The 12,846-nt window shown below is 75.0% G+C and carries 14 protein-coding genes; 9 read left to right on the top strand and 5 right to left on the bottom strand.

Translation table 11 applies throughout. The features are described from left to right. The first annotated feature begins 98 nt into the window (after positions 1-98). Positions 99-1,214 carry a substrate-binding domain-containing protein gene (locus IE287_RS16970; RefSeq protein WP_189849895.1) on the top strand — a complete coding sequence of 372 codons (1,116 nt, stop codon included), beginning with the start codon at positions 99-101 and terminating at the stop codon, positions 1,212-1,214. Here the strand turns inward: IE287_RS16970 and IE287_RS16965 are convergent. Further along, positions 1,171-1,647, bottom strand: coding sequence for a MarR family winged helix-turn-helix transcriptional regulator (locus IE287_RS16965; protein ID WP_189849894.1), 477 nt, complete (start codon positions 1,645-1,647; stop codon positions 1,171-1,173). The two genes, IE287_RS16970 and IE287_RS16965, sit on opposite strands and share 44 nt — an antisense overlap. Positions 1,648-1,969: 322 nt before the next feature. On the opposite strand from IE287_RS16965, the gene urtA reads away from it, so the two are divergent. Genes urtA through urtE form a run of 5 tightly spaced genes read left to right on the top strand, consistent with a single transcriptional unit; the run spans position 1,970 to position 6,850 of the window. Further along, positions 1,970-3,223 (top strand): urea ABC transporter substrate-binding protein, encoded by a 1,254-nt coding sequence (urtA, locus tag IE287_RS16960; protein ID WP_189849893.1) that lies wholly within the window; start codon positions 1,970-1,972, stop codon positions 3,221-3,223. A 54-nt stretch (positions 3,224-3,277) separates the two neighbouring features. Continuing rightward, positions 3,278-4,162: an urea ABC transporter permease subunit UrtB gene (gene urtB / locus IE287_RS16955; protein ID WP_189849892.1), complete on the top strand. Its 885-nt coding sequence runs from the start codon at positions 3,278-3,280 to the stop codon at positions 4,160-4,162. Next, the gene (gene urtC / locus IE287_RS16950) at positions 4,159-5,304 is read left to right on the top strand and encodes an urea ABC transporter permease subunit UrtC (RefSeq protein WP_189849891.1); all 1,146 of its coding nucleotides are present in this window, start codon (positions 4,159-4,161) and stop codon (positions 5,302-5,304) included. Before urtB ends, urtC begins: the two co-directional genes overlap by 4 nt. Further along, on the top strand, positions 5,301-6,152 hold the full coding sequence (gene urtD, locus IE287_RS16945) for an urea ABC transporter ATP-binding protein UrtD (RefSeq protein WP_229883530.1): 852 nt from the start codon (positions 5,301-5,303) through the stop codon (positions 6,150-6,152). The genes urtC and urtD overlap by 4 nt, the downstream gene beginning before the upstream one ends. Next, entirely contained in the window at positions 6,149-6,850 is a 702-nt protein-coding gene (gene urtE, locus IE287_RS16940) for an urea ABC transporter ATP-binding subunit UrtE (RefSeq protein WP_373307857.1), read from the top strand. The genes urtD and urtE overlap by 4 nt, the downstream gene beginning before the upstream one ends. Before the next feature lie 42 nt (positions 6,851-6,892). On the opposite strand, the gene IE287_RS38545 is transcribed toward urtE, so the two are convergent. From IE287_RS38545 to IE287_RS16920, 4 genes are all read right to left on the bottom strand, one after another. Then, entirely contained in the window at positions 6,893-7,546 is a 654-nt protein-coding gene (locus tag IE287_RS38545; RefSeq protein WP_308436871.1) for a DUF3592 domain-containing protein, read from the bottom strand. Positions 7,547-8,489: 943 nt separating this feature from the next. Then, on the bottom strand, positions 8,490-8,669 hold the full coding sequence (locus IE287_RS16930; RefSeq protein ID WP_189849890.1) for a hypothetical protein: 180 nt from the start codon (positions 8,667-8,669) through the stop codon (positions 8,490-8,492). Positions 8,670-8,817: 148 nt separating this feature from the next. Further along, positions 8,818-9,447, bottom strand: a complete 630-nt coding sequence (locus tag IE287_RS16925; protein WP_189849889.1) for a GNAT family N-acetyltransferase — start codon at positions 9,445-9,447, stop codon at positions 8,818-8,820. Between the two features lie 68 nt (positions 9,448-9,515). Continuing rightward, positions 9,516-10,607: an EamA family transporter gene (locus tag IE287_RS16920; RefSeq protein ID WP_189849888.1), complete on the bottom strand. Its 1,092-nt coding sequence runs from the start codon at positions 10,605-10,607 to the stop codon at positions 9,516-9,518. Positions 10,608-10,649: 42 nt separating this feature from the next. On the opposite strand from IE287_RS16920, the gene IE287_RS16915 reads away from it, so the two are divergent. The 3 genes from IE287_RS16915 to IE287_RS16905 all read left to right on the top strand — a co-directional run bounded on the left by IE287_RS16915 (position 10,650) and on the right by IE287_RS16905 (position 12,843). Next, the gene (locus IE287_RS16915; protein ID WP_189849887.1) at positions 10,650-11,171 is read left to right on the top strand and encodes a MarR family winged helix-turn-helix transcriptional regulator; all 522 of its coding nucleotides are present in this window, start codon (positions 10,650-10,652) and stop codon (positions 11,169-11,171) included. Positions 11,172-11,359: 188 nt separating this feature from the next. Continuing rightward, positions 11,360-12,079 (top strand): class I SAM-dependent methyltransferase, encoded by a 720-nt coding sequence (locus IE287_RS16910; protein ID WP_189849886.1) that lies wholly within the window; start codon positions 11,360-11,362, stop codon positions 12,077-12,079. 77 nt (positions 12,080-12,156) lie between these two features. Next, positions 12,157-12,843, top strand: coding sequence for a VanZ family protein (locus IE287_RS16905; protein WP_189849885.1), 687 nt, complete (start codon positions 12,157-12,159; stop codon positions 12,841-12,843). Positions 12,844-12,846 lie beyond the last annotated feature (3 nt).

Raw genomic sequence — 12,846 nt, 5'->3', positions numbered from 1 at the left:
GGTGCCGCCTGTCCGCCCGGCGCGCCGCGACTCTACGATTCGGTCTCGATCCAGGTCGCCGCTTGGGCGCCGCCGCGGGGGCGGCAATCATGGGGGCCATGCACCGGCCGCTCCCCGTCCGCACCCCCGAGTGGTTCACGGCCGACGAGTCGGTGGTGAACGTCGCCCTCGTCTACCCGATGCAGGGGCCCGGCGGCATCTTCGGCCCGACCTGCGAGGCCTGCGCCCGCCTGGCGGCCGAGGAGGTCAACAAGGCGGGCGGCGTGCTGGGCAGGGAGCTGCGGCTGGTCGAGGTCGACGGCGGCGCCGCTCCCCGCCGGGTCGCCGCGGAGGTCGAGGCGCTGGTGGCGACGGGAGCGGTGCAGGGCGTCACCGGCTGGCACATCTCCTCGGTGCGGCGGGCGGTCGCGCCGCGGATCGCGCACCGGGTGCCGTACGTCTACACGGCGCTGTACGAGGGCGGGGAGCACACCGAGGGCGTCTTCCTGACCAGCGAGACCCCCGCCGGGCAGCTGCTGCCGGCCATGACGTGGCTGGCCGAGGCGCGCGGCGCGCGGCGCTGGTTCGTCGTCGGCAACGACTACGTCTGGCCCCGGCACACCGCGCGGGCGGCCCGCCGGTACGCGCGCGCGTGCCGGGGCCGGGTGTGCGGGGAGGCCTATCTGCCGCTGGGCGCCGAGGACTTCGGCGAGGTGCTGCGGCGCGTCGAGCGGACGGACGCGGACGGGGTGCTGATGCTGCTGGTGGGCAGCGACGCCGTCCGGTTCAACCGGGCGTTCGCCGCGTCGGGTCTCGACCGGCGGTGTCTGCGGCTGAGCACGCTGATGGACGAGAACATGCTGCTGGGCAGCGGACCGGACGCCACCGTCGACCTGTTCAGCACGGCCGGTTTCTTCGCCTCGCTCGCGGACCGGAACAGCATGGACTTCCACGGGCTGTACGCCGGGCGCTTCGGGATCGACGCGCCGGTGCCGGGCAGTCTCGGCGAATCCTGCTACGAGGGGGTGCTGCTGCTCGCCGCGCTGATCGAGCGGGCGCGGACCCTGGACGTGTCCGCCATCGGCGCGGCCGCCGAGCACGTCTCCTACGAAGGGCCGCGCGGACTGCTCGGTCTGAGCGGCCGTCACGTGCGCCAGCGGATCTATCTGGCGCAGGCGGACGGCCACGACTTCAACGTCCTCGCCCAGCTGCCCGCTCCGCCCCCGCCCCGGTGAGCGCCGCGCCGCCGCCGAGGGCCTCGGAGAGCCGGGACAGGAGGCCGGCGAGGCGCTCCTCGTCGTCCTCGGCGAGCGCGTCCGCCCACCGGGAGCGGTCGGCCCGCACCGCCCGGGAGAGCAGCCGCCGGTGTTCGGCGCCCCGGGCCGTCAGGGCGACGAGGACGCGCCGCCGGTCGGCGGGGTCGACGCGGCGGTAGACGAGGTTCGCGTCGACGAGCTGGTCGACGAGCTTGGTGAGGGTGGGCGCGGGCAGGAAGGCGTGCTCGGCGAGGGCCGTCATGTGGTGGCCCTCGCCGTCGGCGAGCAGGTCCAGGACGCGCCAGGCCTCCAGGGAGCAGCCGAAGCCGTCGAGCACGGACTGGAGCCGGCGGGCGGAGAGGCGTTCGGCCCGGGTCAGCTGGTGGAGCAGGTCGTGAGGCCGGTCCGTCATCTCGCTCCTCGCGCTCTCGTCTCCGTACGCCCCGGGGTGGGGGACGCGTCGAGCCTACAGCCGCCCGCGGGGTTCCCCCAGAGGCACCGGGAGAACGGATCCTTCCCCCGGAAAGCAATGCCTGCGGGTGGACAACTCCCCTGGCCAGCAAGGTTTCTGAGGGATCCTCTCCTGCCCTCCCCGGCGAATTGCTTCCTGTGGAAACTGTTCTTCAATTGCTCGGAAACGCGGCGGAAACAGATCCGGCCCAGGCTGTGACGCACTTCAGCGATCGGAGTCATCCGCTCCCCTCACCTCGCCCCTCGGGGCACGGAGGTCACGCATGTCCGGGCTCATCCTCACCAGACGCGGTCTTCTCACGAGCATGTCGGCCGTCGGCGCCGCCGGGGTCCTCGCCGCCTGCGGCGCCAAGACCGGCAGCGGCACCTCCTCCGGCGCGGAGGCCAAGGCGGACACGTCGGGCGCCACCGTCAAGGTGGGCCTGCTGAACTCGCTCTCGGGCACCATGGCGATCAGCGAGGTGACGGTGCACAACGCGCTGCTCCTCGCGGTGAAGGAGGTCAACGCCTCCGGCGGGGTCCTCGGCAAGAAGCTGGAGCCCGTCAGCCAGGACGGCGCCTCCGACTGGCCGACCTTCGCCGAGAAGGCCGAGGCCCTGATCACGGACGACAAGGTCGCCGCCACCTTCGGCTGCTGGACCTCCGCCAGCCGCAAGGCCGTCAAGCCGGTCTTCGAGCGGTACCGGTCGCTGCTGTTCTACCCGGTGCAGTACGAGGGCCTGGAGCAGTCCCCGTACATCTTCTACACCGGCGCCACCACCAACCAGCAGATCGTGCCCGCGCTGGAGTACCTCAAGAAGCAGGGGCTGACCCGGCTGTACCTGGTCGGCAGCGACTACGTCTTCCCGCGCACCGCCAACAAGATCATCCAGGCGTACGCCGAGGCGAACGGGATGCGGGTGGTCGGCGAGGACTACGCGCCGCTCGGCTCGACCGAGTTCAGCACCATCGTCAACAAGGTCAAGGGTGCCGGTGCCGACGCCGTGTTCAACACCCTCAACGGCGACAGCAACGTGGCGTTCTTCAAGGAGTACAAGTCGGCCGGCCTCACCGCGAAGGGCCTCCCGGTGCTCTCGGTCTCCATCGCCGAGGAGGAGGTCAAGAGCATCGGCACCCAGTACCTGGAGGGCCAGCTGACCGCCTGGAACTACTACCAGACGACCCCGGGCGCCGCGAACGAGAGGTTCCGCGCGGCCTACCAGGCGGCCTACGGCGCCGACAAGCCGACGAGCGACCCGATGGAGGCCGCGTACAACTCCGTCCACCTGTGGAAGGCGATGGTCGAGAAGGCCGGCTCCTTCGACGTGGCGAAGGTGAAGGCCGCCTCCGACGGCATCACCCTCGACTCCCCCGAGGGCACGATCACCGTCGACGGGGCGACCCAGCACGTCCACAAGACCGCCCGGATCGGCAGGATCGGCGCGAACGGCCTCATCGACGAGGTGTGGAACTCGGGCGGGCCGATCGCCCCGGACCCGTACCTGAAGGGCTACCCCTGGGCCGCCGGACTCTCCTGACCCGGCCCCCGCCCCGCACGCCCCGCCCCGCCCGTCCCCTTCCGGAGCCGCTTCATGACGGTCGTCCTCAACCAGTCCTTCACCGGCATCAGCATCGGTGCGGTCCTCCTGCTCATCGCGCTCGGCCTGACCCTCACCTTCGGGCAGATGGGCGTGATCAACATGGCCCACGGCGAGTTCATCATGGCCGGCGCCTACACCACGTACGTGCTCCAGCAGTCCCTCGGCGGCGCGGGCCTCCCGCTGCTCCTCGCCCTGCCGCTGGCCTTCCTGGTCGCCGGCGCCCTGGGGGCGCTCCTGGAGTGGCTGGTCGTCCGGCGGCTGTACGCCCGGCCGCTGGACACCCTGCTCGTCACCTGGGGCGTCTCCCTGATGCTCCAGCAGCTCGCCCGGGACGTCTTCGGCGCGCCCAACGTCCAGACCCGCGCGCCCGAGCTCCTCACCGGCAACGTCTCCGTCGCGGGCGTCACCTTCGCCACCAACCGGCTCTTCATCCTCGGGCTCGCGCTGCTGAGCGTGCTCGGCCTCACGCTGCTGCTGCGGCTGACGCCGCTGGGGCGCCGCATCCGGGCCGTCGTGCAGAACCGGGACCTCGCCGAGGTCTCGGGGATCGCGACGGCCAGGGTGGACCGGACGACCTTCTTCCTCGGCTCGGGTCTGGCGGGGGTGGCCGGCGTCGCGCTCACCCTGGTCGGCCCGATCGGCCCCACGATGGGCACCAACTTCATCGTCGACGCCTTCCTCGTCGTGGTCGTCGGCGGGGTCGCGCAGCTGAAGGGGAGCGTGATCACGGCCTTCGCGCTGGGGGTGCTCCAGTCCGTCCTGGAGTACTCGACGACCGTCAGCATCGCCAAGGTCTTCGTCCTCGTGGCGATCGTCGCCTTCCTCCAGTGGCGACCCCAGGGCCTCTACACACTGCGTACCCGGAGTCTGGCATGACGACGACCCTCTCCCCCTCCCCACCGTCCGCCGGCGCCGCGCGGAAGCCGGCCGGCGGCCCGCTCGCCGCCCGCTTCCGCGTCCCGGGGGCCTTCGTCCTCGGCGCCGTGCTGCTCGTCGGCGTCGCACCGCTGGTCCTCTCCGACTTCCGGCTCAGCCTCCTGGCCAAGTACCTGTGTTACGCCATCGTGGCCGTAGGCGTCAGCCTCGCCTGGGGACGCGGCGGACTCCTCGTCCTCGGCCAGGGCGTCTTCTTCGGCCTCGGCGGCTACGCGATGGCGATGCACCTGAAGCTCGCCGACGCGGCCGCCGCGGGTTCGACGCTGCCCGACTTCATGCAGCTGTACGGCACGTCCGGGGCGCTGCCGTGGTGGTGGGCGCCCTTCGCCCACCCCGCCTTCGCCCTCGCGATGACGGTGCTGCTGCCGATGGCGGTGGCCGCGCTGCTCGGCCTCTGCGTCTTCCGGCGGCGGGTGAAGGGCGCGTACTTCGCGATCCTCAGCCAGGCGCTCGCGGCGGCGCTGTCGATCTGGCTGATCGGGCAGCAGGCCACCACCGGCGGCACCAACGGACTCACCGACTTCCAGGGCTTCTTCGGCTACGACCTGGACGACCCGGTCAACCAGCGGATGGTGTACTTCGTCATCGCCGCCGTCCTGCTGCTGCTGATGGCGGCGGTCCGGCAGCTCTTCGTCAGCCGCTACGGCGAACTCCTGGTCGCCGTGCGGGACGCCGAGGAGCGGGTGCGCTTCCTCGGCTACGACCCCGCGGCCGTCAAGCTGGTGGCGTACGTCGGGGCGGCCGGCATGGCGGGTCTGGCCGGCGCCCTGTTCGTGCCGGCCGTCGGCATCATCTCCCCCGCCCTCATCGGGATCGTGCCGTCCATCGGCTTCGTCATCGGCGCGGCGGTCGGCGGCCGGGCCTCGCTCCTCGGCGCCGTGCTCGGCGCGATCGCGGTGGCCTGGGCGCAGAGCACCCTGTCCGACGCCTTCCCCGCCGCGTGGACCTACCTCCAGGGGCTGCTCTTCGTGGTGGCCGTCGGCTTCCTGCCCGGGGGGCTCGCCTCCCTGGCGTCCGCCGTCCGCGCGCGGCGCGCCCGCCCCCGCACCACTCCCCCGGCTCCCACAGGAGGGACCGCATGAACGGCGACGGACTGACCGTCCGCGACCTGCGGGTGACGTTCGACGGCTTCACCGCCGTCGACGGCGTCGACCTGGACATCCGCCCCGGCGACCTGCGCTTCCTGATCGGCCCCAACGGGGCCGGCAAGACCACCCTCGTCGACGCGATCACCGGCCTGGTGCCCTCCACCGGCTCGGTCCGCTTCGAGGGCCGGGAGCTGCGCGGGAGGCCCGTGCACCGCATCGCCCGCCTGGGCATCGGGCGCACCTTCCAGACGGCGACGGTCTTCGAGGAGCTGACCGTGCTGCAGAACCTCGACATCGCGGCGGGTGCCGGGCGCGGTCCGCTGACGCTGCTGCGGCGGCGCAAGGAGGTCCCCGAGCCGGTGACGAGGGCGCTGGAGACGACGGGCCTGACCGGGCTGCGGGACCGGCCCGCGGGCGCGCTGGCCCACGGGCAGAAGCAGTGGCTGGAGATCGGCATGCTCCTGGTCCAGGACGTGCGGCTGCTGCTGCTCGACGAGCCCGTCGCCGGCATGAGCCACGACGAGCGGGAGGCGACGGGGGAGCTGCTGCGCCGGGTGAGCGGGGAGCGGACGGTCGTCGTCATCGAGCACGACATGGACTTCGTGCGCTCCTTCGCCCGCAGCGTCACCGTCCTGCACGCGGGGCGGGTGCTCAGCGAGGGCTCGGTCGCCGACGTCCAGGCCGACGCACGGGTCCAGGAGGTCTACCTCGGATCCGCCGCCGGTTCCGGTTCGGTGCCCGGTTCGGTGCCCGATTCGGTGCCCGGTTCCGTGCCCGGTTCCGGTTCCGTGCCCGGGGGCGTTCCCGCCACCGCCACCGCCACCGTCGCCGAAGGGGCGTGAGCACCGTGCTGGAGATCACCGCCCTGCGGGCCGGGTACGACCGCACCACCGTGCTGCACGAGGTGACCGTCACGGTCCCGGAGAACGGCGTCGCCGCCGTCCTCGGCCACAACGGCGCCGGGAAGAGCACCCTGCTGCGGGCCGCGATGGGATCGATCCGGCCGACGGCCGGGACGGTCCTGCTGGACGGCGAGGACATCACCCGGCTCGCCCCGCACCAGCGGGTCGCGCGCGGGATGGCGTACGTCCCCCAGGGGCAGCAGTCCTTCCCCCACCTCACCACCGCCGAGAACCTCCGCCTCGTCGCCGACGGGCGGCCGGACGGCCGGCGGGCCGTCGCGGAGGCGCTGGACCTCTTCCCGGTCCTGGGCGAGCTGTCGGGGCGCCGCGCGGGGCTCCTCTCGGGCGGCCAGCGCCAGCAGCTCGCGCTGGCCCGCGCCCTGATCACCCGGCCGCGGGTCCTCCTCCTTGACGAGCCGACGGAGGGCATCCAGCCGTCCGTCGTCCGGGAGATCGAGGACGTGATCCTGTCGCTCACCTCGCGCGGCGGCCTGTCCGTGCTCCTCGTCGAGCAGCACGTGGGCTTCGCCATGCGGGCGGCGCAGCGGTACTTCGTCCTGGAGGCGGGCCGCGTCACCTCGTCGGGAGCGGGCGGGACCGGAGCGGAGAGCACCGTGCGCGAGGCGCTCAGCGTGTGAGGCCACGCGGGGGGCGGCGCCGTCGTCGGACCGCGGCGGGCGTCAGACCGCGACCGCGCCGACCACGGCCGCGGCCAGGACGACGAGGTGGCCCAGGACGTCCGCGACGGCGCCGCTCCCGCGGGAGCGGCGCGCGGCCTCCGGGTCGAGGACGAACTCGGCCGGATCGTCGGGACGGTGATGGACCGTCAGCTTTCTTCCGTACGCGTTCTCGGGGTCGGGGAAGCCCGTGGCGCAGTGCGCCGTGACGGACGTCCCCGCGCGGGTGGTGAAGGCGACGACCGGGACGACGGTGGTCGAGGTGTGGCCGTCCTCGTCGGTGGTGACGTTCCGGAGGACGGCGACGACGCGCGCGGGAACCGCCTCCATGGCGGCGAGCCCGTCGGCCCGGTGGCGGATCCCGCGGAGGGTGCCGGGCAGGCGGTAGGCGAGGAGGACGGCCCACGGGCCGGCGAACCCGAGCAGCGCCCACGGCCAGCCCCGCTCGACCGTCGCCGCGGCGACCGCTCCGGCGTAGGCCGCGAGGAGCGCGAGGTGCGCGCCGCCGGGACCGCTCCGGGGGGCTTCGGGGCCGTCGGTGAGGCGGTAGGCGTGGGGCCTGCCCCGGGGGTAGTGGACGCCGCGCCGGCCGGGCTCGCCGTCGCCGGTGACGGCGAACTCCTCTCCGGTGGCGGGGTCGCGGAAGGAGACGACCACCGGTATCCCCCCCGCGCGGGGAGCCTCCGTGGCGGGGCGTCGTCACGCGCTCGATCCGGCCGACGGTCCGCACCGTGCGCCGTGCCTTCGACACGCCGAGCAGGTGGCGCGCGTACCCGGTCAGCGCCACCGCCCCGAACACCGCGCACCACAGCCCGAGGTACCCGGGCCCGCTTATGCCGGATCCTTCCGCCGGGCCGTCGGGCAGCAGGTCCGTGCGGGAGAGGTGGACCACGGCGGCCGCGGCGAGCAGCAGGCCGAGGAGCCGGATCCAGCCGACGGCCCGGCCCTCCCGGGGCTCCTCGGCCCTCGGCGTCCACGCGCCGGCGTCGGGGCGGGGGGAGGCGGCGAGGCGCCGCTCCCAGACGGGGGTCGGCCGCCCGACGATCCTCGCCCGCCACGGCCGGTCCGGCGGATACTCCACCACCACGACGCGGCCCGGCCGGTGGGCGGGCAGCTCGACGGCCTCGACGTCCTGGGTGACGGTGACGCGGAACGCCGGTGCGCCGTCCGGCGCGACGGCGAGCCCGCACCGCACCCGGACGTCGCCCGCCCCCGGAGGGACCTCGACGTCGTCCCGGCTCTCGATCACCGCGAGGGCGGTACGGGGCGGGAGGGCGGCCCGCCGCGCGCGCCGCCGCCGGCGGGCGAGGAGGACGAGCAGCCCGTGGCCCGCGGGGAGGGCGAGGCCCCCGGCGAAGAGCGGGACGCTCCCGACGACGACGCCGGCGATGAGCGCGGCGGGCGTCGCCCCGATCACGGCGCCCGTCAGGAACCCGCCGAGCAGGGCGACGGGAGCGCCGCGGCGCAGGGCCGACGGCCCCGTGGTGATCGTCATACCGGCGATTGTGCCGGGCTCGGGCAGGCCCCCGACAGCCCCGCGCGCCGGCCCTCGTCGATGCGCCGGGGCGTGCCGGCCCATGGCGGGACCGCCGGGCGTCGCTCAGTCCCCCAGGAGGTCCAGGGCTCCCAGGGCGACGCCGCACAGGCCCGTGAAGGCCTGGAGGCGGCGGGTGCCGGCCGAGGTGTGGCGCCTGGCGCTGAGGGAGGCCAGGACCAGGAGTCCTCCTCCGACGATGAAGAGCCACGCGCCCACCGTTCTGAGCAGTGCCGCTCCGTCCACTGTCCCGCCCCCTCGTTCGGGCCCCCGGCCCGGTCGACCCGCGCCCCGCGTCGAGGCGCCTCCCCGGCCATGATGCGGTCGACGGGCCCTGCGGGACAGGGAGCCGCCGGGGTGCGGGCGCGCGGGAACCGGCCGCGGGGAGCCGGGGTCAGGGGGTGGCGGGCCGGTGGACGAAGCCGTTCAGGGGCGCGTGGACCTTCCAGCCGAGCGTCTCGTATAGGGCCCTGCCCTGCTCGGTCGCGCCGAGGACGCCCACGGAGGCGCCGTGCGCGAGGGCGGCCCGGGTGAGGGTGCCCATCACGACCGTCCCGAGGCCGCGCCGCCGGTGGGCCGGCTCGGTGACGACCTGGTCGAAGACGCAGGCGGTGCCGGCCCGGCCGGTCCTGCCGCACGCGGCGACCTCGCCGTCGTCGGTGAGGACGCCGACGCGGGTGAGGCCGCCGGAGGTATCGACGGTGGTGGTGTACCCGTCCGGTACGGCCGCGCGCGACGGGCGCAGGTCGACGGCCATCAGGAAGCAGGGTTCGACCGGTTCCCACGCGGCGGGGAACCAGGGGTCCATCTCGCGCCGGGGAAGGAACGCCTTGACGCAGGTGGCGGGTTCGGTGAGCGTGCCGACGAGGCGGCGGGCGGTCTCGCCGTCGGCGCCGAGCAGGACGTGCCGGACGGTCCGGGCCGGCCGTCCGACGTCGATCCTCAGGCCCCAGGGCACCTCCACCGGTTCCGGTGCCTGCCGGGCGACCGCCCAGCCCTCGACCCACAGCCGCTCCACGTCCATGCCCCGCCACCCCCGCGACCCGTCCGACACCGTCCGGCGAGGGGCCGCGACCTGCGCGGACTCCCCCGTCACCGCACTGTACGGGACGGCCTCCGCTCCGAAGCGGGCTTCTCCGCAGGGGACTTCGCGCCCCACCGGCCCCGGCGGGGCACCCGGGCGCCGTCCGGGGAGGCGTCCCGGACGGGCCCCTCGGCGTCGGCAGGGGCACCGGCAGGAACGTCGGCCGGTCCGGAGGCCGGGGCGGGAGCCGGAGCCTGGGCAGGAGCCGGAGCCTGGGCGGGAGCCTGTGCAGTCGCCCCGCGTCCGCCGCGCCCCGGTCCGCCCAGGAGCACTCCGCACAGGACGAGCCCCAGTCCGCACAGCTGCCGCCCCGTCAGGGACTCCCCGGCGACCGCCACACCGAGCAGCACGCCCGTGACCGGGTTGAGCAGGCCGAGCAGGCCCACGGTCGCGGCGGGCAGGCGGCGCAGCCCGGCGAACCAGACGGTGAAGGCCAGGGCGGTGGCGATCAGGGAGACGTACGCGAAGGCGAGGAGCGCGGACGGGGAGAGGGCGGGCGGGGCGCCCTCCACGACGGCGGCGACCGGCAGGAGGAGGAGCCCTCCGGCGGTCAGCTGCCAGGCGGTCGACGCGAGGACGTCGACGCCGGCGTCCGCGTCGGCGCTCCAGCGCGTGGCGAGGATGTGGCCGAAGGCCGACACGAGCATGGCGGCGGCGGAGGCGAGGACTCCGGTCCCGTCCACCCCGCCGGTGCCCGACAGCAGCATGAGCCCGACCCCCGCCAGGCCGACGAGCGCCCCGGCGAGGTGGGCGGCGCCCGGGCGTTCGGCGACGAGCCCCCAGGCGATCAGCATCATCGCGAGCGGCGACACCGCCATGACCGTCGAGGCGATGCTCGTCGGCAGCAGTTGGGAGGCGGCGTAGACGAGGAAGAAGAACAGGCTCACGTTGAGCAGCCCCAGCACGGCCGAGCGCCACCACCACCGGCCGCGGGGCCGCTTCCTCGCCAGGAGCAGCAGGACGGCGCCGGCGGGCAGGGCGCGCAGGGCGGCTCCGTAGAGGGGGCTGTCGGCGGGCAGGTACGCGTGGGTGACGAAGTAGTTCGCTCCCCAGGCCACCGGCGCGACGGCGGTCAGCACGACCCAGCGATTGGCTTCCATGGAAGCCAATATATAGCTTCCCGGGAAGCTATGCTGTCGGCCATGGACGACCAGCCCCCGCCGACACCGGACCGCGTGGCCCGCATCCAGACCGACTGGCGCCGCGAACGCCCCGACCTCGACGTCACCCCCCAGGGCGTCATCGGACGGCTGCACCGGCTGGCCGACCGCCTCACCGCGGAGCTGCACCTGGTGTACGACCGGTACGGACTCGGCGAGGGCGAGTTCGACGTGCTGTGCGCCCTGCGCCGGGCCGGCGCGCCCTACGAGCGCGCGCCGGGCGAACTGGCCGCGCACACCATGGTCACCACGGGCGCCATGACCAAGCGGATCGACCGTCTGGAGCGCGCCGGCCTGGTCACCCGCCGACGCGCGGACGACGACCAGCGGGGCCGCATCGTGGCCCTGACCCGCCCCGGACGCGAGCTGATCGACCGCGCCTTCACCGACCACATGCGCAACGAGCACCAGCTCCTCGGCCTGCTCACGCCCGCCGAGGCCGAGTCGCTGGAGGGGCTCCTCACGACCTGGCTCGGCCGCCTGGAGCCGCCCGCCCCGCAGTGAACCGCCCGGCCGGCCCCCGCCCCGTCCCCTGCTTCCCGCCCCCTGCCCCTGCCCCCGACTGCCGTCCGGCGCCCGGCGCCCGGCGTCGGACGCTTGCCGCGTACCGTCCGCTTGCCGCGTACCGTCCGGCGTTTGCCGTTTCGGCAACAGCGCTGGCCCGTCGGGCCGCGCTGCGCCACGGTGGGCGCATGGCCGACGACATCGCAACCGAAGTCCTTCCCACCGACGGTTCCCCCGCCGGTTCCTCCTCCGCCTCCTCCACGGGCCCTTCCTTCACCGACGGCTACGTCGGCGATCCCGCCGTGCGGGACGAATGGGACGGCCGCTACGCCGAGCGGCAGCGGCTCTGGAGCGGGCAGCCCAACGGGGCGCTCGTCGCGGAGGTCGCCGGCCTCGCCCCGGGGCGCGTGCTCGACGTCGGCTGCGGCGAGGGCGCGGACGCCATCTGGCTCGCCCGGGCCGGCTGGGACGTGACCGCCCTGGAGGTCTCGGGCGTGGCACTGGGCCGGGCCGCCGCCCACGCGCGGGACGCCGGGGCGGACGTCCGCTGGGTGCACGCCGGGCTGGCCGAGGCCGCGCTCCCGCCCGCCTCCTTCGACCTGGTCTCCGCGCAGTACCCGGCCCTGCTCCGCACCCCCGAGGGCGCGGCCGAGCGGGCCCTGCTCGACGCGGTCGCCCCCGGCGGCGTGCTGCTGCTCGTCCACCACGCGGGCATGGACGAGCCCCACGCCGGGCAGGCCGGCGGCTTCGACCCGGCCGACTACGTCTGGCCCTCGATGGTCGCCGCGCTCCTCGGCGACGACTGGCGGATCGAGGTCGACGAGGAGCGGCCCCGCGTCGTCCCCGACGGCGGCGCCGGCGCCCACCACACCCACGACGTCGTCCTGCGCGCCCGCCGCCTGCGCTGACGCGCCGGGCCGCGTATCGCGGGCGTATCGGAAAACGCATACGCCCGCGCGACACCCCGCCCGGTATCCATGGCGCCATGAACGACGACGCCTCCCCGGCCGTACGGCTCCCCCGAGCCCGCGCGCTCCTGCTCCCCGGCCTGCTCCTGCTCGCCGCCGCGGGCGCCCTCCTCGCCCTGCGGCGGCCGCTCATGATGTCGGCCCCGGCGTGCCTGGCCGGGCGGTGGGACCACTGCCTGGGCACCTTCAACGGCGTGGTGCTGATGACGCTGCTCACGGTGCCGCTGTCGCTGCTGGTCGCATGGGTCCTGGCGCGCCGCAGGCGGGCCGCCGGGGCTCCGGACGCGTGGCGGCTGTCGCTGGCCGAGGTGGGCATGGTCCACGGGACGGCGCCGTGGGTGTGGATGACGATGATGCCGGGCCCGGGCGCGGGCGTCGTGCCCGGCCGGGTGACCCTGGTGCCGCTGCGGGACCTGGTCACGATGGGGCCGCTGGGTCTCGGCGGGAACCTGCTGGTCTTCGCGGCGCTCGGGTTCTTCGCCCCGGTGCGGTGGGCGGCGCTCGCGTCCCCGGCGCGGCTGCTGGTGCTCGGGGCGGGCTGTTCGGTCCTGGTCGAGACGGCGCAGTACGCGCTCCGGCTCGACCGGGTGTCGTCCGTGGACGACGTCCTGGTCAACGCCACCGGGGCCCTGCTGGCCGGGCTCGCGTCGCGCCGCTGGTGGCGCGCCCCGGCCCCTGCGCCGGCGCCGGACCGGACTGCCTAGGCT

Origin of the sequence: Streptomyces omiyaensis (genome assembly GCF_014650895.1) — a bacterium.
Taxonomy (GTDB): Bacteria; Actinomycetota; Actinomycetes; order Streptomycetales; family Streptomycetaceae; genus Streptomyces; species Streptomyces omiyaensis.
This window is presented reverse-complemented; position numbering and strand designations above follow the sequence as displayed.

Excerpts from the sequence above, each read along its gene's own strand:
- IE287_RS16925 (WP_189849889.1), bottom strand. The coding sequence starts at position 9,447 with ATGGACGTGGAGCGGCTGTGGGTCGAGGGCTGGGCGGTCGCCCGGCAG.
- urtB (WP_189849892.1), top strand. The coding sequence starts at position 3,278 with ATGACGGTCGTCCTCAACCAGTCCTTCACCGGCATCAGCATCGGTGCG.
- urtC (WP_189849891.1), top strand. The coding sequence starts at position 4,159 with ATGACGACGACCCTCTCCCCCTCCCCACCGTCCGCCGGCGCCGCGCGG.
- IE287_RS16910 (WP_189849886.1), top strand. The coding sequence starts at position 11,360 with ATGGCCGACGACATCGCAACCGAAGTCCTTCCCACCGACGGTTCCCCC.
- urtA (WP_189849893.1), top strand. The coding sequence starts at position 1,970 with ATGTCCGGGCTCATCCTCACCAGACGCGGTCTTCTCACGAGCATGTCG.
- urtD (WP_229883530.1), top strand. The coding sequence starts at position 5,301 with ATGAACGGCGACGGACTGACCGTCCGCGACCTGCGGGTGACGTTCGAC.
- IE287_RS16905 (WP_189849885.1), top strand. The coding sequence starts at position 12,157 with ATGAACGACGACGCCTCCCCGGCCGTACGGCTCCCCCGAGCCCGCGCG.
- IE287_RS16915 (WP_189849887.1), top strand. The coding sequence starts at position 10,650 with ATGGACGACCAGCCCCCGCCGACACCGGACCGCGTGGCCCGCATCCAG.
- IE287_RS16965 (WP_189849894.1), bottom strand. The coding sequence starts at position 1,647 with ATGACGGACCGGCCTCACGACCTGCTCCACCAGCTGACCCGGGCCGAA.
- IE287_RS16920 (WP_189849888.1), bottom strand. The coding sequence starts at position 10,607 with ATGGAAGCCAATCGCTGGGTCGTGCTGACCGCCGTCGCGCCGGTGGCC.
- IE287_RS16970 (WP_189849895.1), top strand. The coding sequence starts at position 99 with ATGCACCGGCCGCTCCCCGTCCGCACCCCCGAGTGGTTCACGGCCGAC.